16 protein-coding genes are annotated in these 23959 nt (G+C 61.8%); 4 read left to right on the top strand and 12 right to left on the bottom strand.

Going from position 1 to position 23959, the window contains the following annotated elements; all coding sequences use genetic code 11:
* The 8 genes from LVE68_RS02385 to LVE68_RS02350 form a co-directional block, all read right to left on the bottom strand.
* Entirely contained in the window at positions 1-954 is a 954-nt protein-coding gene (locus LVE68_RS02385) for a hypothetical protein (protein ID WP_232942799.1), read from the bottom strand.
* 7 nt (positions 955-961) lie between these two features.
* Positions 962-1750: a glycosyltransferase gene (locus LVE68_RS02380; protein WP_232942798.1), complete on the bottom strand. Its 789-nt coding sequence runs from the start codon at positions 1748-1750 to the stop codon at positions 962-964.
* A 270-nt stretch (positions 1751-2020) separates the two neighbouring features.
* Positions 2021-3685 carry a BatD family protein gene (locus tag LVE68_RS02375; RefSeq protein WP_232942797.1) on the bottom strand — a complete coding sequence of 555 codons (1665 nt, stop codon included), beginning with the start codon at positions 3683-3685 and terminating at the stop codon, positions 2021-2023.
* A gap of 68 nt (positions 3686-3753) precedes the next feature.
* A complete protein-coding gene (locus tag LVE68_RS02370; protein WP_232942796.1) occupies positions 3754-5721 on the bottom strand; it encodes a VWA domain-containing protein in 1968 nt (655 codons plus the stop codon).
* Positions 5718-6764: a vWA domain-containing protein gene (locus LVE68_RS02365; RefSeq protein ID WP_232942795.1), complete on the bottom strand. Its 1047-nt coding sequence runs from the start codon at positions 6762-6764 to the stop codon at positions 5718-5720. Before LVE68_RS02365 ends, LVE68_RS02370 begins: the two co-directional genes overlap by 4 nt.
* Positions 6757-7323, bottom strand: coding sequence for a DUF4381 domain-containing protein (locus LVE68_RS02360; protein ID WP_232942794.1), 567 nt, complete (start codon positions 7321-7323; stop codon positions 6757-6759). Before LVE68_RS02360 ends, LVE68_RS02365 begins: the two co-directional genes overlap by 8 nt.
* Positions 7320-8309, bottom strand: coding sequence for a DUF58 domain-containing protein (locus LVE68_RS02355; protein ID WP_232942793.1), 990 nt, complete (start codon positions 8307-8309; stop codon positions 7320-7322). Before LVE68_RS02355 ends, LVE68_RS02360 begins: the two co-directional genes overlap by 4 nt.
* On the bottom strand, positions 8309-9283 hold the full coding sequence (locus LVE68_RS02350; RefSeq protein ID WP_232942792.1) for an AAA family ATPase: 975 nt from the start codon (positions 9281-9283) through the stop codon (positions 8309-8311). Before LVE68_RS02350 ends, LVE68_RS02355 begins: the two co-directional genes overlap by 1 nt.
* Before the next feature lie 310 nt (positions 9284-9593).
* Here LVE68_RS02350 and LVE68_RS02345 point away from each other — a divergent pair, with 310 nt between their 5' ends.
* Positions 9594-14492 carry an NAD-glutamate dehydrogenase gene (locus LVE68_RS02345; protein ID WP_233006756.1) on the top strand — a complete coding sequence of 1633 codons (4899 nt, stop codon included), beginning with the start codon at positions 9594-9596 and terminating at the stop codon, positions 14490-14492.
* 36 nt (positions 14493-14528) lie between these two features.
* Complete coding sequence (locus tag LVE68_RS02340; protein WP_232942791.1) at positions 14529-15608, top strand: quinone-dependent dihydroorotate dehydrogenase; 1080 nt, start codon at positions 14529-14531, stop codon at positions 15606-15608.
* Positions 15609-15708: 100 nt separating this feature from the next.
* Here the strand turns inward: LVE68_RS02340 and rmf are convergent, their stop codons facing one another.
* The gene (gene rmf, locus LVE68_RS02335; protein WP_232942790.1) at positions 15709-15960 is read right to left on the bottom strand and encodes a ribosome modulation factor; all 252 of its coding nucleotides are present in this window, start codon (positions 15958-15960) and stop codon (positions 15709-15711) included.
* 644 nt (positions 15961-16604) lie between these two features.
* Here rmf and rlmKL point away from each other — a divergent pair.
* On the top strand, positions 16605-18782 hold the full coding sequence (gene rlmKL, locus LVE68_RS02330; protein ID WP_233006755.1) for a bifunctional 23S rRNA (guanine(2069)-N(7))-methyltransferase RlmK/23S rRNA (guanine(2445)-N(2))-methyltransferase RlmL: 2178 nt from the start codon (positions 16605-16607) through the stop codon (positions 18780-18782).
* Between the two features lie 29 nt (positions 18783-18811).
* Here rlmKL and LVE68_RS02325 read toward each other — a convergent pair whose 3' ends face one another.
* The 3 genes from LVE68_RS02325 to LVE68_RS02315 are packed head-to-tail and all read right to left on the bottom strand — an operon-like array spanning position 18812 to position 22625.
* A complete protein-coding gene (locus tag LVE68_RS02325; protein WP_232942789.1) occupies positions 18812-19201 on the bottom strand; it encodes a hypothetical protein in 390 nt (129 codons plus the stop codon).
* Between the two features lie 32 nt (positions 19202-19233).
* A complete protein-coding gene (locus LVE68_RS02320) occupies positions 19234-21705 on the bottom strand; it encodes a bifunctional serine/threonine-protein kinase/formylglycine-generating enzyme family protein (RefSeq protein WP_232942788.1) in 2472 nt (823 codons plus the stop codon).
* A 14-nt stretch (positions 21706-21719) separates the two neighbouring features.
* The gene (locus LVE68_RS02315) at positions 21720-22625 is read right to left on the bottom strand and encodes a PP2C family protein-serine/threonine phosphatase (RefSeq protein WP_232942787.1); all 906 of its coding nucleotides are present in this window, start codon (positions 22623-22625) and stop codon (positions 21720-21722) included.
* A 446-nt stretch (positions 22626-23071) separates the two neighbouring features.
* Between LVE68_RS02315 and LVE68_RS02310 the strand changes: the two genes are divergently transcribed.
* Positions 23072-23956: an FHA domain-containing protein gene (locus LVE68_RS02310; RefSeq protein WP_232942786.1), complete on the top strand. Its 885-nt coding sequence runs from the start codon at positions 23072-23074 to the stop codon at positions 23954-23956.
* The last annotated feature ends 3 nt before the right edge of the window (positions 23957-23959 follow it).

Raw genomic sequence — 23959 nt, 5'->3', positions numbered from 1 at the left:
TCAACTGGGGGAAAGTATCTCTTCGAGCTTTTCCCTCATTGCCGCAATGTCATTCCCGCTAATCTGCTGTTCCTTCCTTGTCGGTTCCCCGTCATAATCGAAAAGGGTCTCTTTGCCTAAGTAGGTCCTGGCCACGATGCCGTCACGTCTGGCGTTGCGTTCGATTAACCTGCTCGCGAGCTCTGGTGTGACCATCACTTTTGGTGCGGGAAAGAGCTGGTTGAGCTTTGGTAATGCTCGATAAAGGCCCTTTCCTGAATAGCGGGCCACTTCCCCAGTCTCGTTGATATGTCTTTTGAATTGGACAACCTTTTCATTCAGGGAGGGGTTGGCATCGCCGGAGGGAAGCCTCTCGGGTGATACCTCTTCCTCCTGGATATCCAGTGCATGCCTTATGAAGTCCAGCACAATATTTTCCCGGTACAGTTGGGGTTTGTCGTAGATCCTGAGGTCTACTCCCCCGGGAAATGTTCGCTCCCAGCCCCTGGTGAACTTCAAGTAGTCAGTTTGCTTGTAGAATTCCTGGTAAAAATCCTGGAGTGTGCCTGAGTAACCAGTCGCATGGACCTTCTGCGTGTAAGCTGAAGGCAAGTACGAAAGGTGATTGCGTAAGTAGACAATCACCTTGCATTGCTGTGCGCGGAGGTAGTGCCTGACAATCCAGGGTGGACATTGCTGGAAGGCTTCTGAGGACAGTATCGGGGTAAGCCCGGAATTTTCACCGATTTCTTCCAGGACGCTGGATGCGAGATCTCGCGCCTCAGGGGCATTAATTATGCCGATCCTGCGCCTGGGCATGGATTCAGCGATACGGTGATGTCCGTATCCCCGAACACCTGTTTTGGGGTACATATAGCCGCGTTGGGCCAGCCAGTCGCGATTGGCTGCCAGGAAGCGTTGAATTGCTGTTGTCCCGGTTTTGTGCCTTCCAATATGTAGAATCAGGTCGGTCATCTGGTGGTCAGCTCGATGATCGCGTGAGGGTAAACCGGAGTGCACTTGTGACATGCCAGATCAGCTGCCTGGAAAACAGTTTTCGGCTGTCCCGGGCGGCAAGATGGGTGGCGGAGATGGTTGGCAGGTAGTATGTGCCGATGCCTTGTTGGCGGGCTCTCCGGCATATATCAGCGTCTTCATAGTACATGAAGTACCTCTCATCGAAACCGTTGACCGCTCTGTAGGCGTTGACGGAGAAACCGAGGAAAGCACCGGCGGCCCAGTCTGTTTCCCGGGTACTTTGTATTTCTGCTTTACTTACGCAGGATCTCTCACTTCCAAGCGTGAACCTTAGAATACAGTCAATAAGACTTGGGTAGCTCCGGATATTGTCTTCAGGGACATTCTCCTGGTTCACCAGGTTGGGGGCGGCAATTTTAAGCCCTTCCTGCTCCATCTTCCTGGCCATTGCCTCTATATCACGACCACTGGTTTGGATATCCGGGTTGATGGTAAAGAAAAAATCCTGGTCGCTCACACCGAACTTCGACTCGAGATGTCGGAAAGCCTTGTTGTTGTTTGCCCCGAAGCCCAATGGCTCGCTGTTTTCGAGATAGAGAATGCCTGATTCCTGGCAGTACTGGCGTAATTGCGGGCTGGGCAGGTTTGAGAGCACCAGTGGCACTACGCTTGTGGTCTCTGCTATCCAGGAAGCGGGTTGCAGCGTCTCGATAATATGTTTTTCGTGGCCGTGGGAGACAACGGAAACATAGATCCGGTGATGGAGGTCATCTGTGTCAGGTGTAGCGGGCATCAGGCGTTTCAGGTCAATTGATAGTTGGCGTCGTTCGCAGGTGTGCGTGAGGAGGTTGCGGTGATTTGGGGGGACCAGGGAGTCACTACTATGGCTTTTTGCCCGCAAGCTGAAACCGGTATGGGGTCCTCGACACGACGCCTTCGATTAGTGTCGCTTGGTAGCGTTGATTGATTCTAACCAGTTTATGTCCGGCACGAAAGCGCTGTGCGCATGCTGTGGCCGCCTGCAGCCATGGGGGCAGGCGGCCAGCGGCACTGACTCCCCCGGCTAGCTAAATAGCTCGGGCAGCGATGCCTCATCGCGGGACTGGCCGTGCACAGGGCGCTCAGTCTTGATTAACCGGCGTACCAGTATTTCTACCTGTTGACGGTTAAGGGGACGTGGCGGCTGCGCGTAAAGTGCGGCGTTGAGCAACAGGTGCAGTTTTTCGAGCTCCTCAAGCCCCAGTTCCATTCTGATCTCATCGAGGCTTTTGCCTGCCAGGTCGGGCCAGCGTGCCTTTAGCCAGGCCTGGAGCGCCTGGTGAACCCGTCCGGCGTCCCCACTTTCGGCGGCATGCAGTAGTCGTTCGGCCTCAGACCTTGCATCTGGTGCTCGTTTTCTCGTCTTGACTGGCGCTGGCGCCGCGAGATGCCGCCGGAACCACCAGAAGTAGAAAATCCACAACAGGTGCGAGGCCACGGCGGCAATGGCCAGGGTGCGCCAGAAGTTCTCGGCGGGTAGCTGGCTGGTGCGGGCCGGACCGGGCAGGGCGGTTGGACTGCCGTTACTGCCCATAGCCGCGGGTGTACCGCTGACGGTAAACCGGAACGCGGGCAGCTGGGTCACGCGCTGGCGCCCGGACTTGGTGTCCCACCAGCTGAGGGTCACCGGGGGTAGCCGGTACTCGCCGGGCTTGGTGGCGACGATGGCAGTGGTCTCGATGCGGCTGCCACTGATGCCGTTGGCGCCGGCCTGGTCATCCTGTTGGGGCTGGTCGGGATAGGTCTTGAGCCCATCCACATTGATCTTGGGCAACGGTGGCAGCTGTGCGGCGCGCAGCCCTTCGGCGCGGATGGTGATGATTCGGGTGATGGGCTCGCCCACCTTGAAACTGTCGGGATCCTGGCTCCAGCTCTGGACAATGCCCAGGCTGGCGGCCGGGAGCCAGTGCTCGCCACTATAGCTGTCCGGCTTTGGCAGTACCTCGATCTCCTTTGCCTCGGAGCGCAGGCGCAGCCGCTGGGTATTGCGATTGAACAGGGAGAAGGGGTCGCGCCGGCCGGCGACCGCGACGTAGGTGAGGGCGGGGATACGCAATTTGCCCGAGCTCTCCGGGAAGATGGCGTAGGTCAGTTCGTAGACGGCGTGCCCGACACCATTGATGCGTCGCTCATAGCGCTGCTCATCCACTTTCTCGATATGGGCGCCGGGAATCTGTAGCGGCTCAGTGGAGATGTCGTGCAGGCCAATGACAGTATACAGGCGCACTTTCACCAGCATCTGTTCCTGGACGTAGAGCTGCTCCTTGTCCAGTTCCACTTCCAGGAATGCCTTGCGGTCCTCACTGTCCGGGGCCGAGCCGGCCTCGGTGACAGTAATGGGGATGGCATCTGATACCTGGCCGTGGAGGTGAAGGGAGGGGACGAACAGCCGGCCCTCGCGCTTGGGGGCGAGGGTGAGCATCCATTCCACATAACTCTCGGCGCGTCCGTTGATTACACGGTACTGGTTGGACTGCTGCCGCGAGAGAATATCGAAATCCTGCTCCAGCAGCTCGAAGTCCGGCTGGCCACCACTCTCCTTGCCCGAATAGCGCAGGCGCAGGTTCAAAGTCTCGTCCACACCGATGGTATTGCGGTCGACGGTGGCGGTGAGCTCGCTGTCCGCGACGGCGGTGTTGGCCAGGAGCAGTAGCATGGTTGCGATGAGCAGCAGGGTGACTCTGAACATGCAGCTAAAGGGTTCTCCTGGTTTTTCGCGGCCATGGGCCGCTCCTACAGTAAATCTGAACAGTGAGGCTACCATCTTTCTGTGGCTCCGTTCTCCGGCGGCTTCCAGTCGCCAGTGCGGTACTCGCGCCGGCGTTGCAGGCTCTCATACTTGAATTTCTCCCGCATCAGTCCGGCGGGATCGTCGGGAATCTGTCGGAGCCACTGGTCCAGGGCCTGCTGCGTTTCCGGGTCGAGCGCGTTTTCGGCGGTTGGCTGTTTCTGCTGCGAATCGCTTTCCTGGTCGGTTTCTTCGCCCTGGCCGCCCTGGGATTGTTGTTGCTGGCTTTGCTGCTGTTCTTCGTCGCTACCGGACTGTGAGTCTTTGCCGGCCTGTTGCTCCTGTTCCCGGGGAGACTGGCCGGATTGGGAGCCGGACTGCTGCTCGCCGTCCTGTTGTCCCTGCTGGTCCTGTTGCTGTTCGCCCTGCTGTTGCTGCTGGTCCCCGGACTGCTGCTGTTGTTGCTGGCCCTGCTGTGATTGCTGTTGCTGCTCCTGCTGTTTTTTCTGCTGTTCGCGGAGCTTGCGGGCGATCTCGCGGTTGTGTTCGGCGTCCGGGAATACCGGCTGGCGCTCGAGAGCCTCGTCGTAGGCGGCGATGGCCTCGTCGAAGCGTCCCTGGCGGGTAAGGCTATTGCCCAGGTTGTACAGGCTCTCGGGATCGCTGCCGCCGCGGGAAAACTGCTTGGCGGCAGCGGGGAAGTCCCCGGCGCGGTACTTCGCTGTGCCGCGCCACTGGGGGTCCTCGAATAGCTCTGCTGCCTGTCCCGGGTTGCCCTGTTCCAGCAGGCGACGGGCCTGCTGGTCCTCGCGCAGCCACAGGTCCTGCCACAGCCCGCCTGATCGCGATGCTCCGGCCCGGGCGGAGTCGGGCCGGGTCCCGCCTGGTTGGGGTATATCGGCCTGGCTGTCAGCCTGGGCCTGGCGCGATCCATCCGCAGTGGCCGGCTCGGGTAGCGCCAGGGTCATTGGCAATGTCAGTGCCAGTGGCAGGGTGCAGGCCAGGGCCCCGCGCCGGAAAAGCAGGGCGGCAAGGGGGAGCAGTAGCAGCACCAGCCAGGGTCCCTCCTCACGCCACTGGTCGAACTCGCGTTCGGTCAGGGCGGCTTGCTCGGGCGTTTCTCCCCGGGCCATCAGGTGCGTGATGTCCCGGTCGTCTACGGCAATTTCTGCGAAGCGGCCGCCGCCCTTGCGGGTGAGCTTGCGCAGCTGGCCCTCATCGTAGCCGGCAATCACGATGGCGCCGTTAGCGTCGGTGATAAACCCACCGCCGTTACCCCGCGGGATCGGGCTGCCCTCGCCACTGCCCACGGCGAGTACGGAAAAATCGATGGCCGAACTGTCGATCATCTGTGCCAGGGGGCCCAGCGCCGCGTCGTCAATACCATCTGTCACGGCGAGGATACGGCCGCGACCGTTGGCGCCATCCTGTAGCAGGCGGATCGCCGCTTCCACAGCCATTTCAATATTGCTTCCCGGTACAGGGATGATTTTCGGTGACAGCGCCGGTACCAGGTTGGCGATGGTGGCGGTGTCTTCCGTCAATGGCGTGACAACGTGGGCCTCGCCGCCATAGGCGACCAGGGCCGTCAGCCCGTCCTCCCGCTGCTTGAGGATGTCCAGCACTTTCAGCCGTGCCCGGGTAAGGCGGTCCGGTGACAGGTCGGTGGCCATCATCGACGGGGACAGGTCCAGCAGTATCACCAGGGCATCCTGGTTGCTGAATACCGGGGTCGGCAGCTTGCGCCAGGTGGGCCCGGCGAGTGCGATGATCATGCCCGCCAGTAGCAGGAAGATCAGCGAAAAAAGCAGCGGGCGGCGTGACCCGCCCCGCAGTAACAGGTGGGGGAGCAGGTCGGCATCCACCAGCTTCTGCAGCTGGCCGCTGTTGAACACCGTTCGCGCCAGGCCCCAGCACGCGAGTGCGGCCGGCAGCAGGAGCAGTAACAGGTACGGCCGCAGGAAATGAAACTGTTGCAGGTCGGCCAGCAGGTTCATGTCATTTCCTCCCCACGCTGGCGCTGTCTTGCCCCAACTCGTCCGGCGAGGAATGTGATGCCCGAGCGGCCCAGGGGTACCAGTGCCCAGAGCAGTGCCAGCAACAGGGCTGCTGCCAGGGGCCAGATAAACAGTGAGCGCAGCGGACGGTAGGAGGCGGCTTCCTGCTCCACAGGCTCCAGGCGATCCAGCTCTTCATAAATGCGCGCCAGTTCCGCCGGGTCCCGGGCGCGGAAATACTGCCCGCCGGTACGGTCGGCAATAGCCTGCAGGGTTTCGCTGTCCAGGTCCCGGGACGGGTTGATGCGCCGCGACCCGAAACGGCTGCCCAGCAGCCCGGGGCGTACCATTTCCTCCGCGCCCACGCCCACAGTGTATACAGTGACGCCGGCCTGCTGGGCGAGTTCAGCGGCCTTGAGGGGGGCGACTTCGCCGGCGGTGTTGGCGCCGTCAGTCAGCAGGATCAGGACCCGCTGCTCGGCGGGGCGCTGGGTGAGGCGTTTAACCGCCAGGCCGATGGCGTCGCCGATTGCGGTGCCCTGGCCGGCAAAGCCGATCTGTGCCTCCTGCAGCAGGGTGCCCACGGTTTCCCGGTCATAGGTGAGTGGCGCTTGCAGGTAGGCGCGGGTGCCGAACAGCACCAGGCCCAGGCGGTCGCCCTGGCGCCGTTCGACAAAGTCACCCACAACCCGCTTGACGGCATCGATACGCATTGCCGGTCGCCCATTGAGCAGCATGTCCGGGGTTTCCATACTGCCGGAAATGTCCACCGCCAGCAGCAGGTCGCGGGCACTGCTGGTCTGCGTAATCGGCTCGCCATACCACTGCGGGCGGGCGGCTGCCGCGACCAGCAGCAGCCACAGGAGCCACAGCAACAGCAGGTTGGCCATTTTCCCCGGGGTGCCGCTGCCGCGCTGGGAAAGCTCGGCATAGAAGGGCACCTTGAGGGCGCTGTCCAGCGGCCGGGAGCGGGGCAGCAGCTGCCGGGTCAGCAGCGGCAGGGGCAGTAGCAGGAAGGCCCAGGGCAGAGCGAACTCAAACACTTTGGGCCTCCGTTATGTTTGTGCTCCGGGCATCATCAATACGGGTTTTGTGCGACCTGGCCCAGTCGATGGCGAACTGCTGCAGGGCGCTGTTGGCATCCGCGTCGAATGCGTCGCGTCGGTAAAGCTGTTCCAGTAGCGCTTGCTGTGCCATGGGCGGGCAGGGCCTGCCGCCACTCTGTTCCAGGAAAGAGAGCCATTGCCTGCCGGTCAGGGTGCCGGCGCGGCGGCGGCCGTAGCTGGCGACGGCCACCCGCTTGAGGATCTCATTGAGCTCTTCGGTTGCCCGGGGGCTTTCAATATCGACTTCCTGCAGCAGGCGAACCGCCTCCTGCCGGTAGCGTCCACGGCGCACCCGGTCCCGTGCATGCTGTATCCACAGTGCGGCCAGGATCACCGCTGCCACCACCAGGGCGGCCAGCAACCACCAGCCCGGCGCAGGCGGCCACCAGGCCAGTGGTGCCGGCTCGTGAATATCCCGCAGCTGTGCCAGCAGTTCCTGTTGCTCTGGCGAAAGGGGCGGCTGGGCCGGTGCCTGCTGGGCGATGGGGATCCTCATGGGACCACCACCTTATCGGCTGTGGAGCCGCGCGGGGAGGTATCCGGCTGGCGGGTGCCGAAGTAACTGAGCAGGGCAGGCACCAGCGGTTCGCTGGTGTCGAAGTCGAGCAGCGGCAACCGGTGCCGCCGGCACAGTTGCTCCACGGCCTCCCGCGCTCCCGCCTGGCGCTCGGCGAAGTGCTCCCGCAGTGGCCGGTTATTGCCATTGAGGAAGGTGCGCTGGCGACCGTCCGAGATGGTGAGCGACTCCCGGGGCAGGTTGAGCTCAAGGGGGTCCGTGATGCGGAGCACCTGCAGGTCGGCGTGGCGGGTCAGCAGGTACAGGGCCTGGGCGCAGCTGTCATCGAGGTCGTGGCAATCGGATATCAGGAACAGTGCGGTACCCGGGCGGCTGATACGCCGTGCCTCTTCCAGCAGGACCGTGAGCGGTTGGCTGCCGGGGGCGGGTACCGGGTTGCGCAATTCCCCGGCGAGTTCGACCATCGCGTGGATCATTGCCAGCACCGCGTGGTGGCTGCGGCGCGGGCGCACGGTATCGATACCATCGTCGGTAAACAGTATGGCGCCGATGCGATCGCTGTGGTGCAGGCCGGCCCAGCCCAGGGCCGCGGCGATACCACTCGCCACCACCGACTTGAACGCGCGGCGGCTGCCGAAGAACATCGGCGATCGCAGGTCCACCAGGATGACCACCGGGCGCTCGCGCTCCTCCTGGTAAAGCTTGGTGTGGGTTTCGCCGGTGCGGGCGGTTACGCGCCAGTCGATCGAGCGCACATCGTCGCCGGCCTGGTAGTTGCGTACTTCCTCGAAATTCATCCCGCGGCCGCGATAACGGGTCAGCAGCCCGCCGGCCTGGTCGCTGCGGGCCAGGCGGGGCTGGAACATCTGCAGCTGGCGCGCGATGTAACGTAGCTTCACCAGTGGCGTCACTTCGGGATAGGCGCCCCGGGGGCTGAGTTCGATATGGGAAACCGCTTTTGGCATCAGATTGCCGGCACCAGTTGCAGCAGCCGCTGGATCACCTGGTCCGCGGTTATGCCGGCAGCCTCGGCCTCAAAGCTCAGTAACAGGCGATGGCGCAGGATATCGGGCGCGACTTCCATCACATCGTCCGGGGTGACGAAGTCGCGGCCGGCGAGCCAGGCGCGCGCGCGGGAGCAGCGGTCCAGGGCAATCGTGGCCCGGGGGCTGGCACCGAAATCTAGCCAGCTGGCGAGCTCGCTGTCATACTTCGCCGGCTCGCGGGTGGCGATGACGAGCTGGACAATATAGGTCTCGACGGCCTCCACCATCTGCAATTCGAGCACCTGGTTGCGGGCGCGGAAAACCTCTTCCTGGCTGACCACGGCGGTAGGGCGATTTTCGCCAATACTGGCCTCGGATCTGGCCAGTCGCAATATTTTTGCTTCCGCGCCAGCATCGGGATAGGCAAGATTCACCTGCATTAGGAACCTGTCCAATTGTGCCTCAGGCAGCGGATAGGTACCCTCTTGTTCGATAGGGTTTTGTGTGGCCATCACCAGGAACAGCTGGGGCAGCGGATACGTTTTGCGGCCGACACTGATCTGGCGCTCGGCCATGGCCTCGAGCAGGGCGGACTGGACTTTCGCCGGCGCGCGGTTGATCTCATCCGCCAGCACCAGGTTGTGGAACACTGGCCCTGGTTGAAAATGGAACTCTCCGGTTTCCGGTCGGTAGATATCGGTGCCGGTAATATCCGCCGGCAGCAGGTCCGGCGTAAATTGGACGCGATGAAAATCTCCCTCAATAGCATCGCCGAGCGTCTTGATTGCCTTGGTTTTCGCCAGGCCCGGCGCACCTTCCACCAGCAGGTGGCCATCCGCCAGCAGGGCGATGAGTATGCGGTTGACCAGTGTTTCCTGGCCGATGATCTGCTGTTCCAGCCATTCGCCCAGGGCCCTAACGCGATCCCTGATATCTTGCGTCGTCGATTCCATAATGTCTCTTCTGTCGAGGATGGTCCTGCTCCCTTTCCCGCGGGCGGCTATCTATCATCTTTTATATATAGTCGCCCGCGACCGGAGACGTGATTCCGTTGATTCTAGCGGCACACAGCGGAGAGGCAACCGCCGGTTGCATTAGGCTGCCGGTCTGCTCAAAAGTTCGCCGCCCAGCCAGGCCCATACCAGCTGGCGGGCGGCCAAGGCGATGATGATGCGCGGCCACAAGCTGCGAAGACTATAAGGATAAGCCGGCCAACCATTCCTGCCGGCGCCACTGAGTGAACTTTGGAGGTTTTGTGTGAATATGGCCACGGTGATCACCGATAGCCGCGAGGAGCTGGTTGAACAGGTCAGCGTATTAATCCGCGAGAAGCTGGGTGACAAGGCGGAACCGGTGGTGGCATTTGCCGAGCAGTTCCTGCACCAGTACCCGCTCGAGGACCTTGCCGGCCGGCGTATGGCCGATGTCTACGGTTGTATTTACACCTGGTGGGACTTTATCCAGCAGCGGACCCCGGGCAAACCGAAGGTGCGGGTTTTCAATCCCCGCCTCGAGGATGACGGATGGGAATGCTCCCACACGGTGGTGGGCGTCCTGCAGCGGGATATGCCGTTCCTGGTGGACTCCGTCCGTATCGAAATCAACCGCCGCGATACGGTTATCCACTCTATCAAGAGTACGGTGCTGCATCTGGAGCGCACCGCCAAGGGCAAGCTGAAGAAACTGCTGCCCCGCCTCAAGCCCGATGACGACGTGCCCGTCGGCGCCACTTCCGAGGCGCTGGTCTACGTGGAAATCAACCTGGACACCTCCGCCGGCCGCCACGCCGACCTGTCATCGGCCCTGGAAGACGTGCTGGGTGATGTCGAGCTGGTTGTTGATGACTATGTGCCGATGCTGGATACCTGCAGCGCCATGGAGGACCAGCTGCATAACGGCGTGGCCGAGGACGACGCCAACCTGCAGGAGGCCTGTGCGTTCCTGCAGTGGATGCGCGATGGCAACTTCACCTTCCTCGGTTACCGCGAGTACGAATTTACCCAGCAGGGGGATCGCAAGGTCCTGTGTGAGGTCGAGAACCGCCGGCTGGGGATTTTCAAGAAGCTAGAAGAGTCAGCAGAACCCACCCCGGAAGCTGCCTTTAACGAAGGCAAGCAGCGTTTTTACCAGGGGCCCAACTACCTGACGTTCGCCAAGTCCTCGGTGAAATCACGGGTTCATCGCGCCGCCTATTCCGATTATGTGACCATCAAGCGCTACGATGCCGAAGGTGAAGTGATTGGCGAGTCCGCGATCATGGGGCTCTATACTTCGCCGGTTTATACCGAGAGCCCGGTCAAGATCCCGATTATTCGCCGCAAGATCGCCTCGATCATGGAATCCAGCGGTCTTTCCCCGCACAGCCACGACGGCAAGGCGCTGCGCCGCATACTGGATACCTTTCCGCGGGATGAGTTGTTCCAGAGCAGTACGCAGGGATTGTTCGATACGGTGATGGGCGTGCTGAGCATGAACGAGCGGGCCCACATCCGGCTGTTCATGCGTCGCGATCCTTTTGGCAAGTTTGTTACCGCAACCGTTTATGTACCGCGGGAACAATTCAATAGTGATGTCCGCGAGGAGATCTGCGCGCATATCGCCAAGGCGATCGATGCCCGTGAATCCGAATTTACCACTTATTTTTCTGAATCCATTCTTGCAAGGGTGCATTTCGTATTCCGGGTCGACCCGGCCGAGACCCTGGAGATTGACGAGGCGCGACTGGAGGCGCAGATCGTGGATATAACCCGTTCCTGGGAAGACGTTTTCCATAAGTCCCTGGTTGAGAGTCACGGCGAGGAAGAGGGCAACCGACTCTACGGTGTCTACGGTCGCGCCTTCCCGGCCGGCTACCGCGAGGACTTCGAGCCTCGTATCGCGGTGCAGGATATCTCCTCAATGGCGGAGCTGAACCCCCACAACCGCGTCGCGATGAGCTTTTACCAGCCGGTGGGCGCTGCCCCGGGCAGCCTGCGTTTCAAAGTGTTCAACTGGGGCGGCAACCTGCCACTTTCGGATGTAATTCCGGTGCTCGAGCACCTGGGCCTGCGGGTGATGGGCGAGTTCCCCTATACCATCCGGCCGAAAGGCGTCAGCGATGTATGGATGCACGAGTTCCACCTGGAGTTCGGCCTGCCGACCCGCATCGATGCCCAGGCATCCCGCAACCTGTTCCAGGATGCCTTCGCGGCCATCTGGAATGGTGTTGCCGAGAGTGACGGGTTCAACCGGCTGGTGCTGGCGGCGCGCCTGAACTGGCGCGAGGTCACCATGCTGCGTGCCTACGCCCGTTACCTGAAGCAGACCAAGTTCAGCGGCAGCCAGCCCTATATCGCGGCGACGCTCGCCAATCATGTGGAGATTACCCGTAACCTGGTAGCCCTGTTCCGGGCCATGTTCGATCCGCGGGTGGGCAGCAGCAACAAGCAGGACCAGACGCGGGTAGAGCGCCTGGTCAAGAAGATCCACGATGGCCTCGACAAGGTGGACAACCTGAACGAGGACCAGGTACTGCGTCGCTACCTGGACCTGATCCTTGCCACCCTGCGCACCAACTTCTTCCAGCCGGCCGAGGACGACAAACCCAAGGATTACATCTCCATCAAGTTCAGCCCGCGCAATATCCCGGGCCTGCCGGAGCCGCGGCCGGAGTTCGAGATTTTCGTCTACTCGCCCCAGGTCGAGGGCGTCCACCTGCGGGGCGGCAAGGTGGCCCGCGGCGGGCTGCGCTGGTCCGACCGGCTGGAGGATTTCCGTACCGAGGTCCTGGGCCTGGTGAAAGCCCAGAATGTGAAGAATGCGGTGATTGTGCCCAGTGGCGCCAAGGGCGGCTTTGTGGTGCGCCGCCCACCGTCGGATGGTGGTCGCGAAGCCATGCTCGAGGCGGGAATCAATTGCTACAAGACATTTATTCGCGGCCTGCTGGATATTACCGACAACCTCAAGGAGGGCGAGGTGCTGCCCCCCGAGCAGGTGGTACGCCGGGATGCGGACGACCCCTACCTGGTTGTGGCGGCGGACAAGGGCACCGCGAGCTTCTCCGATATCGCCAACGGCATTGCCGCGGAATACGACTTCTGGCTGGGTGATGCATTCGCATCCGGAGGCAGCCAGGGCTATGACCACAAGAAGATGGGGATCACCGCCCGCGGCGCCTGGGTCTCAGTACAGCGCCATTTCCGCGAGATGGGCGTGAATGTCCAGGAAGAGGACTTCTCGGTAATCGGCATTGGCGATATGGGGGGGGATGTCTTTGGCAATGGCATGCTGCTGTCCGAACACATCTGCCTGAAAGGCGCGTTCAACCACCTGCATATTTTCGTTGACCCCAACCCGGATGCCGCCACCAGCTTTGCCGAACGCAAGCGGCTGTTTGATATGCCCCGGTCCAGCTGGACGGATTACGATACTTCGCTGATCTCAAAGGGCGGCGGTATTTTTGACCGGAGTGCAAAGTCGATCGCGATTACACCGGAAATGAAAGAGGCCTTTGCGATCGAGGCGGACAAGCTCAACCCGAACGAGCTGATCAACGCGATGCTGAAGGCCCCGGTGGACCTGATCTGGAACGGTGGCATTGGCACCTACGTCAAGGGCTCGACGGAATCACACCCGCAGGTGGGCGACAAGGCCAACGACAACCTGCGCGTGGACGGCCATGAACTCCGTGCACGCGTGTTTGGCGAGGGCGGGAACCTGGGCATGACCCAGCGTGGCCGGATTGAGTTCGCCCTGAAAGGTGGCCGTTGTAATACCGACTTCATCGACAATGCCGGCGGCGTGGACTGTTCGGACCACGAGGTGAATATCAAGATTCTCCTCGACAAGGTGGTGGCCAATGGCGATCTCACCGGCAAGCAGCGCAACCAGATGCTGGAGGAAATGACCGAGTCGGTGTCGGAGCTGGTGCTGCACAACAACTACGAGCAGACCCAGGCCCTCAGTGTTGCCGAGCGGCAGGTGCCGGAGCGCCTCGACGAGTATCGCCGCACCATCAACGCCCTGGAGAGTGAGGGCCGCCTGCGCCGCGCACTGGAGTTTATCCCGGACAACGAGCAGATCAACGAGCGCCAGAACAAGGGGCAGTACCTGACGCGTCCCGAGCTGTCGGTACTGATCTCCTACGTCAAGGTGAAGCTCAAGGAAGAGCTGCTGGAGGCGGCGATCATCGAGAACCCGCGGGTGCTGGAAGCCGTGGAATCGGCGTTCCCCGAGGAGCTGGTGGCGCGCTACCGGGAGATGGTTTACGACCATCCCCTGCGCCGCCAGATAGTGGCGACCCAGGTGGCCAATGAGATGGTCAACAATATGGGGATCACTTTCTACCACCGCATCAGTGGTGCAACCGGAGCGGATATCGATAGCATCGCCGCCGCTTACATCAGTGCCCGTGACGTCTACCTCATGGACGACTTCCAGGAGGCTATCGCGGCGCTGGATTACCAGGTGTCGGCAGACCTGCAGCTGGAATTGCTGAACTCGATGATCGGCCGCGTGCGCCGTGCCGCGCGCTGGTTTATCCGCAATCGCCGCAGTGACCTGGATGCTACTGATGGGCAGATGCCGTACCGGGATTCGGTACAGCGGGTGATCAAGGCCCTGCCGGAGGTCCTGAGCGGCCGTCCCAGGCAGTTGTGGGAGGAGAAGTACGAGGAACTGCTGGCTGGCGGTATCCCGGAGGGTGTCGCACTGCTTGCGGCTTCCCCCACCTACCTGTACTCCGCCCTGGGTATCTCCGAGTCGGCGCGGGTCAGCAACCGCCCGGTGGAAGAGGTGGCGCGGATCTACTTCCAGCTGGCCGACGCACTGGACCTGCCCTGGTTCGGCGGCCAGATCATCGACCTTCCGGTGGAGAGCTTCTGGCATGCACAGGCGCGCGAGACCAGCATGGATGACCTGGACAACCAGCTGAGCAGCCTGGCGGTGAACATCCTGCGCCTGGCGGCGGAGAGCGATCTCGATGTGGATGGCGCGATGGACCGCTGGAAGGCTATCATGGCGCCCGCAATCCAGCGCTGGAATGGCATCCTGGCCGAGCTGCGGGCAGCACCGAGCACGGATTTCGCGATGTTCACGGTGGCCCTGCGGGAGTTGATGTACCTGGCCAATGCCACCGCCGACCAGGAAAGCCTTACGGATCCGGACGAGATCCCGGCTGGATAAGTGATACACGGTAAGACATTCAGGTAACGAGAGAGCATGTATTCGTATCTACGCAAGGCCCTGTTCGCCCTCGATCCGGAGCGGGCGCACCATATTTCCATGGATGGTATCGGGGCCGCGGAGCGGCTGGGACTACTGTCACTGTTTGCTGACCCGCCGGCCGACGACCCGGTGGAGGTCATGGGGCTGACCCTGCCCAATCCGGTAGGCCTGGCTGCAGGCCTCGACAAGAATGCGCAGGCATTCAATGGGCTGGGCGCCCTGGGTTTTGGCTTCGTCGAGGTCGGCACAGTGACGCCGCGGCCACAGCCCGGCAACCCCTCGCCACGGATCTTCCGCCTGGAAGAGGCCGAGGCGATCATCAACCGGATGGGGTTCAATAACGAGGGCGTGGATTACCTGGTGGAGCGCGTGCGTCGCCGTCGCTACGGCGGGGTGCTGGGCATCAATGTAGGCAAGAACTTCGATACCCCGGTTGAGCGGGCAGCGGACGACTACTGCCACTGCATGGAGAAAGTCTATCCGTACGCGGACTACATCACCGCCAATGTCTCATCCCCCAACACCAAGGGGCTGCGGGACCTGCAGTTCGGGGAAAGCCTCAATAGCCTGCTGGATGCGCTGAAGACCAAGCAGGCGCAGCTGGCACAGGATGGCGATCGCTATGTCCCCCTGGCAGTGAAAATTGCCCCCGACATGGAGGAGGAGGCGATTGCCGAAGTGGCCGCCGCACTGCGCAAGTACGAGATCGATGGGGTGATAGCCACAAACACGACTGTCGACAAGTCAGCCGTCAGTGATTTACCCCATGGCCAGGAAGAGGGCGGCCTGAGTGGTCGGCCGCTGGCGGAACGGTCGACCAATGTAATCCGGATCCTGTCCGGCGAGCTACAGGGAGCCCTGCCGATTATTGGTGTCGGCGGTATCTTTGATGGCGAGAGTGCGGTGGAGAAGGTCCGCGCGGGTGCCACCGCGGTACAGATCTACACGGGCTTCATTTATCGCGGGCCGGCGGTCATTCGCGAGGCGGTCGAGGCGATTGCGCTGCTGCGTCGCCAGGGTGGTATCGATGAAAAGCGTGCCGCCCAGCCCCAGGCGGAAGGTGAGAATCGCTAGGACCCTGGAGTCGGGTTCCCTGGTGGGCGTCGGGGGATGGTATAAATCGGGCCGGAACGCGCCCGGAGGCTGATCCCAGCCACCGGGCGCCTGCCTTTATTCAGACGGTGCTCCACCCGTTGGGATGGTGGATATTGGTACTTACGGTGCGGTAGGTTTCTAGTTTCTGGGCCTTCGTGGAGTCCCCAAATCCGTTCCAGTAATCCTGGCGGCCGTCGCGCCATCCATTTACCCATTCCTGGTGAAGGTATCCGCTCATGTAGGGACAGCTGTCCATGGGTCTTCTCTGGGTGGCGGCAAGGTATCCCTTGCAAAAGGCTCTGCTGGACTGGTTACGTTTTTGGCGTTTCATCGTATACAGCACCTCTCGGTCAGTTTGGGCTGGTTGTTACGGACCTTCTGGCCCGCAGATGGTCTTTGCGTACTTTTTATGGTCCTTTATCCCTAAGCTTAGTGAAAGTTATGGCCGGGTTGCCGCCTGGTGGTTAGTTCTGTATTGCTGTTTCTAGATTACTGTGGCCACCGGGGAATCCAAGCATTCTCCCCGGGTTGGAAGCGCGGGACGCAAACAGGCGACTGTCATTGGCAAGTGTTGCCTGTAAGCCTGTCGGGTAAGACAGCATCAAGTATATTTTTAAGCATTCATGGCCCCCGGAAATAGTATGTACGGGACCGTTTATTGGTGACCGGTCAGCCTGAGGCGTTGAATTTCACATTCTGGCTTTGTGCTGTGGAACAGCCGCTGGGCGCAATAAGTGGGTCGCAGGAGCCGGTCTCTGGAACAGTTTGCCGGGAGCTGCACAGGTTCCCGCCCTGACTCTGGCGATTGCCGGTAATTGTGTTCCGGCGTTTGTTTTATCTGGATTTCCAGTAGAGCAGAATGTTGCCTTTGTGTGAATGATCGCTTGGGTCTCAAAAACCTGATTGATAGAAGAAACCGCTATAGCCGTTTCTGAACAGCAAATAGAGCGTGGAAGAGAAGTTTTGCCAAAAGATATGATCCCCCTGACTGCAACCTGCCCCCGTGGTCTCGAAGGCCTGCTTGCGAGTGAACTGCAGGCCCTGGGCGCGGTGGAGTTGCGGGAGCAGCCGGCTGCGGTGCATTTTGCCGGTGACCTGGAGCTGGCATACCGGTGTTGCCTCTGGAGCCGACTGGCGAACCGGGTGTTGCTGCGTCTCGACCGGACCACAGTGCGCACTGCCGATGACCTGTACCGTGCAGTGGCGGCACTGCCCTGGGAGGAGCATATCAATCCCAGCGGCAAGCTCTGGCTGCAGTTCTCCGGTACCAACCGCGAAATTCGCAACAGCCAGTTCGGCGCGCAGAAGGCCAAGGATGCCGTGGTTGACCGGCTTCGGCAGAAGACCGGGGAGCGGCCGTTGGTAGACCGGAACCAACCGGACCTGACAGTTGCACTGCGCCTGCAGCGGGATTCACTCGATATTGCCCTCGACCTGAGTGGGGATAGTCTCCACAGGCGCGGCTACCGCACACATATCGGCGCCGCGCCGCTCAAGGAAAACCTGGCGGCGGCCCTGCTGCTGCGCAGTGGCTGGCCGGATATTGCGGCAAACGGCGGGGCTTTGCTCGACCCCATGTGTGGCTCGGGCACGATTTTGATTGAAGGTGCCATGATGGCCGCGGATATTGCACCGGGACTGTTGCGGGGGAGCTTTGGTTTCGAGCGCTGGCTCAACCACCAGAGTGATGTCTGGAATCGCCTCCGGGAGGAGGCCCTGGAGCGCCGCCGGAACGGCATGCAGCGGCAACTTCCCGAGATCCGCGGCTATGACGCCGACGCCAAGGTGCTGTTCGCGGCTGAGGCCAATATTGCGCGGGCCGGCCTGGAGCGCCAGGTCCGGGTCAGTTGCCGGCCGGTCGCCGCCTTCAAGGTGCCCAGCCATCGCGAGATCAAGCCGGGCCTGGTGTTAACCAATCCTCCCTACGGAGAGCGCCTGGGAGAGCAGGAGGCCCTGCGGGAGACCTATGCCGAGCTGGGACGCCAGCTCAAGGCAGAGTTCCCGGGCTGGCTGGTGGGTATCTTTACCGGGAACCCAGAGCTTGGCCATGCTACCGGCTTGCGTTCCCACAAGCAGTACAAACTCTACAACGGCAGTATCCCCAGCCAGTTATTACTGTTCGAGATCCGTGCCGCTGCGGAGGCTGGCGGGCAGGCTGGTACTGGCGGCCCGCGCCTGTCGGCAGAGGCAGAGATGGTGGCCAACCGGCTAAGCAAGAACCTCCGGACAACCGGTAAATGGGCCCGCAAGGGCGGTCTCAGCTGCTACCGCCTTTACGACGCGGACTTGCCCGAGTACGCCGCGGCAATTGACCTCTATCGCTCACTGGAGGGAGAAGACTTCGCCCACGTGCAGGAGTACCGCGCCCCGGCACAGATACCCGAGGAAAAGGCCCGGGCCCGCCTGCGGGAACTGGTGCGCGCGGTAGAAGTGGTGCTCGACATCCCGCAACGCAATATCAGTATCAAGGAGCGACGCCGTCACAGCCACAAGGGCCGTGGCAGCCAGTACCAGCGTCGCGATGACTCCGGCAGGTCTTTCTGGGTTGAGGAGTACGGTGCCGAGTTCGAGGTTAATCTCTGGGATTACCTCGATACCGGGATATTCCTGGATCACCGCCCGGTCCGGCAACACCTGAGAACGCTGGCTTCAGGCAAGAAACTGCTGAACCTGTTCTGCTATACCGGCACCGCCACAGTGCAGGCGGCCCTGGGCGGGTGCGCGCAGAGTACCAGCGTCGATATGTCCAAAACCTACCAGGCCTGGGCGGCACGTAACTTCCGTCGCAATGGCCTGGATCCGTACCGCCACCAGCTGGTAGAGGCGGATTGCCTGCAATGGTTGCAGTCCGCACAGCAAAATCGCCGCGGGGAGTACGACCTGATTTTCCTGGATCCGCCGAGTTTCTCGAATTCTGCCAGGATGCGTGGCGTGCTCGATATCCAGCGTGACCATGAATCCCTGATTCGCCAGTGCATGGCCCTGCTGGCACCGTCCGGGACGCTGCTGTTCTCCAACAACCTGCGCAGTTTCAAGATGGGGGAGGGTGTCTCGGGAGAGTTTGCGGTGAGGGAACTGTCCAGCCAGCTGCTGGACCGGGATTTCCAGCGCAACCCGAAGATCCATAATGTCTGGGAAATACGCCGGGGTTGACCGCTTTTCGGGGAGGGAGCGCCGGCCGTTTAAGGGCGGCTCTGGCGCTCGGGCACTGAATAGGCCATGCCTCGACATTCCAGGTACACCCGGCAAGTGCCCAGCGCAGCCTTGCCGCAGCTTTCCACCACAATGCCGTTGCCGCCCATGTCGTGCACCCGTTGCTTCATCTTGCGAACGAGGTCCGAGCGCTCCGGTTCCGGTGCGTCGATGCGGTCCTGGCATGCAGAAGAATCCACAAAGCCGAGTGAAACCGCATCGTAGCGGCCGATCTCCACGGGCGAGTATTCCCGCACTCCGGCGCTGGCGATACGGCTCTTGGCATAGGGGCCCACATTCGTCCGGAAGTCGACGCCGTTGCAGCCGGCCATAAGGCCGGCAACCAGAAGGTAAGTCGTAAATTGCGGGATCTTTCTCATGGCCTGTTTCCTGTCCAGTAATTCACCCGGGTTCAGTCGAGTTCCATGACTACACGAAACCCAATCTCTTTCGACATGGAAATCTCGTTTTGCCCGGCCCGGTGCACGGAACTCACGTTGTATAGCGGATCGCGCATAGAGCCGCCGCGCACGGTGCGCAGGTTACAGTTTTTCACCTTTGCCGGCTGGCCGTCACTGCGGGCATTCTGGTAGTCGGCCACGAAGCAGTCCCGGGTCCACTCGGCGACATTGCCCGCAGTATCAAAAAGCCCGAAGCCGTTGGCCGCATAGTGGCCTACAGGAGCGCTGCCGGCCCGGAAAATGCCCACGAATTCGCTGTCGCAGCCACGCCGGCAATTGGCCTTACCCCTGGGGTCTGCATCGCCCCACCAGAAAGGTTGCGTTTCACCGCCGCGGGCAGCGTATTCCCATTCGGCCTCGCTTGGCAGGCGAAAGCGTTTGCCGGTCTGCTCCGAAAGCCAGCGCGTGTAGGCCTGTGCATCTCTCCACGAAACATTGATGACGGGGCGGTGCTCGCGCCCCCAGCCCTCGTCGCCCGGCAGTGCGGCACCGGTGGCTTCCGCGAAACGGTCGTACTGGTTGAAGGTGATTTCGTGCCGGGAAATCGCGAACGGCTGCTCAATGGAAACCCGGTGCTCGGGACTCGCCGAAGCCCGTTTGTCATCTCCCATGGTAAAGCTGCCGGGCCCAACGATTACCAGGCTGGGCGACCTGCCACCATCGGCAAGGGCAGGGCGCAATACCTCGCCGCGCGGGTAACTGCGCGCGAGCCGGATGGAGACATCCCGGTCTGCATTGCTGATCTGGATCCAGCGGCGTTCGGTGTTATAACCGGGCCTGCTCACCTCCACATCGTAGCGTCCCGGCGCCAGTGCCATGCCGGCCTCGTACCGGGGGGCAATATTCATGATCCGGACCTGCGCGTTGGCGGGGCGGGTCCTGACATTGAGCGTGAACTTTTCCGCACCGCCCGGGGCTGCTTCGGCTGCTGTCTCGGTCCCAGCCCCAGTCCCGGGATCCTCGCCGGTCTCCGCGCCAGTCGCGTCCGCGACTAATCCGCTCCCCGCTGGTTGGGTGTCTCCTGCAGCTTCCCCGGGTGAATCGGCTGGCTGCTCTGCAATGACTGCTCCGGATTCGGCTTCATTCCCTGCCGGGCCAGTGGTGTCAGTCTCCCCGGCGGGTTGCTGGTTTCCCTGGTCGGTTGTAGCTGCTGCAGCGGCGACCGGTTGGGTGTCGCCGGCGGGGGGTGCCTCGGGTGTGTCTACCGGATCGTCCTGTGGTTCGGGTAGCAGTAACCTTGCCGTGAATTCGCTGGCACTGCTAATAGCGGAATCATCCGACCACCAGTCGTACTGGTAGCTGAGCAGGCTGAACAGGATCCAGGCGACCAGCAGCCCGCCGGCGGTTACCGAGCCGAAGGTCCACTGTTGTACTTTTTTCCTGGGGGCCTGCTGGATCACCTCCTGGATCCGCATGATGGTGGCCTGCTCGGCGCGCGGATGGTTGGTGTGCAGGGGTTTGTCCCGCCAGCGGGCCCAGGCTGCGGCGATGTGGTCGCGGGCGGTGCCGTACAGGGTCATGATGAGGGCGCGCACCAGGCTAGAGGTACGCACGGCGGTGTTGTTCAGCTGGGTGGCCCGGGGCGAGGGCTTGCCCGCCAGCGTGGCGATCAGCTGGTCGATGGCGTCGACTACATCGAGTCCACGCTGGAAGCGATCCTGCGGGTCCTTCGCCAGGAAACGGTCGATCAATCCCTGGTACAGGGAGTGCCGGGCCGGCAGGCGCGGCACCGGGTCGGTGAGGTGTTTGATGGCGATGGCCACCGCCTCATCGGCCTGGAAGGGCACGACACTGGTGAGCATTTCATAAAAAACAATGCCGAGGCTGTAGATATCGGCGCGTCCGTCGATGGCCGCCCCACGTGCCTGCTCCGGACTCATGTAGTGCGGGGTGCCCACCACCATTCCACTGCTGGTCATACGGGTGGTGCGCGCCACGGCGCGGGCGACGCCAAAATCCGTCAGGACCGCGGACCCGTCCTCCCTGAAGAGGATGTTTTCCGGTTTCAGGTCCCGGTGTACGTACCCCTTGCCGTGGGCGTGGTCCAGGGCAAGGGCGATCTGCCGCGTGATATTGAGGGCGTCCATCGGGTCGATGACACCGTTGGAGAACCGGTCGGATACAGAGCCGCCCGGCATAAAGTCCATGGCGATATAGTTGAGGCTGCGAAAGCGGCCGATATCGTGGATGCCGACAATATTGGGGTGTGACAGTTGGCCAACAATATTGGCTTCGCGCTGGAAACGCTCACTGAAAATCGGGTCGGCGTTCAGGACCGGCGACATCACCTTGAGTGCCACCTGCCGGCCCACGCTGCGCTGTACCGCCAGGTACACGGTAGACATCCCGCCCTGGTTGATCTTCTTCAGGATGCGGTAACCCGGTATCTCCAGCGTGTTGTTACTGTTGCTGACAACCTCCATCGATCTTTCTTTCCCTAACGCGGTAGCAGGCCGAGAAGCCAGCCGGTAAAAACCATGGTTATCGCGGTGGCCGCCAACACTGCCAGGATAATCCGGACGGTGTTGCCGTTGGCGGCAGCGGTGTTTTTACCCGGTGTGGCGGCCGGGTCCGGTGCGTCAATGATTTGCACGGTGATATTGTCCTTACCTCCGGCGTCCAGCGCGGCGGCAACCAGGAGGTCTGCGGCGCGGCGACAATCGGCATTGTTTGCCAGGATTTCCGCGATCACCTGCGGTTCGACCTCTGCACTGAGGCCATCGCTGCACAGCAGCAGGCGGTCGCCTGGCCTCCAGGGGGATGACATGCGGTCCACATCGAGGCTGGGGTTGGTGCTGCCGCCGATGCAGCGGGTGATGACATGCCGGTTCGGGTGACTGGCGGCCTCCTGGGGATTGATGGCCCCGGAGTCGACCAGCATCTGCACGTAGGAATGGTCGTTGGTGAGCTGTTTCAGCTGGCCGTTCCCCTCGCCGGGAGACCAGAGATAGGCGCGACTGTCGCCAACCCAGTAGATATGGAAATATGCGCCTTCCTCGGCTACCACCACCGCGGTAGAGCCCATGTTGCCAGTGCTCTGTTCATCACCCAGGAGCAGGGCATGGGCACGCTGCAGCGCGTGTTCATAGTGGCGGTCGGTGGCGGAGGAGCGCTGGATTTCCTCCACAACCGTCTTGCTGGCGATTTCACCGGCCTGGTGGCCACCCAGCCCGTCTGCCACAACCCACACGCCGCGCTGCTCATCGGACCAGAGTGCGTCCTCGTTCTGCTCGCGCTTGAAGCCGGGGTGTGTCGCGCCAGCGCTGCGCGCCGGCGGTTCTGGCTCTGCCGGTCGCTGGGGAACCGTGTGCCTCGATACATCGCGTACTTTGGCTTCACTCACTGCGTGCAACTACCTGTGTCTTATTGTGGTTTTTGGCGCCAGCCACCAGAGGGGCTTTCCCGTCAAAGTTGCGTGACTGTGCAACAGATAACCAGGGGCGCCGATTCCTTAACCGGGCTGAGTTTATGCCTTCCCGTACTTCGCATTTCCGTGGGCACAGCAGCGGGAAGGACTGCCAGAGAACGCCTGGGGCTTACTGCGAAAGGCAGGAATTCTGTGACAGGGAGCATATTGCAGTCAGAGATTGTACGCTGCAAACCCAATCACATGCCATGCAAAAACTTCGTGATAGACTTTTTCCGTTAACAACAAGATGGGTGGTCTCACAACTCTTCCCGGAGCCTCAGGGACAATAAAGTAGTGAGTCGAAACGCCGGCCGGGGCAAGGCTATGAACCCTTCCCCGGTGATGGCGTGCCTGACCCCGCATCATCAGGAACATAATCAATGTTTAAACTCTGCGATCTCAAGGATGCCGGACAGGGCGTCTGGCTGGTGGCGCCAAGGGTAACTATCGGTCGTGCCTCGACCTGTGACCTGACCCTCGCCAGCGACTCGGTGGCAAAACTGCACGCCGAGGTTGTCGTCGACGGTGACACACTGACCCTTCGCGACCTTGCCGGTTATGGCGGGCTGGCTGTGAATGGCAAGCCCGTTACCGGTCCGTGCCAGCTGAATTTGAACGATCGTGTCACAGTCGGTGATCGCCAGCTCGGGGTTGTCGACCCCAAAGTGACCCGTTTCCGGTCCGGCTCTTCTGCCAGCAGTGCCGTTTCGTGGGCGCTGCGAGCCAATCATCCGGCCATCGCCGGGCGGGTCTTCCCGGTCAAGGAGACCAGTGTGGTGGGGCGCTCGGATGAGTGCGATATCACTTTTTCCCTGTCACACCTCTCCCGCAGGCATGCACGCCTGGAGGTTCGCGACGGGCTGCTGTTCGTGGTGGATCTCGGTTCCGCCAATGGCACTTACCTGAACAACCGCCGGGTATCCGAGACGCGGGTTCGCCGCGGTGATGAACTGCGTTTCGACACCCTGAGCTTCAGCGTGGTGGGCCCCGCGGATGAACTCGACAAGACCACTGTGCGCCCCGCCGTGACAATTCCGCCGCAGCATGAGCCTGCGACACAGCATACCGGCGGGCAGGCACAGGCGTCGGCGGTCCATGGCGAGCCAGTACCTGAAGCGGAAATGACCCGCGAGCGCCAGCGCTACGCTGGTGACGCAGCCACCGCCGAGGCCGGTGGCAGCCCCTGGCTGTGGTTCAGTGTGGTGCTGTTGCTGGGGCTGGGTGTGGCAGGTGTTCTCTGGGCCCGCCAGCAGGGCCTGCTCTGAATC

The organism is Microbulbifer sp. YPW16 (genome assembly GCF_021290385.1).
In the GTDB taxonomy this organism is placed as follows: Bacteria; Pseudomonadota; Gammaproteobacteria; order Pseudomonadales; family Cellvibrionaceae; genus Microbulbifer; species Microbulbifer zhoushanensis.
This window is presented reverse-complemented; position numbering and strand designations above follow the sequence as displayed.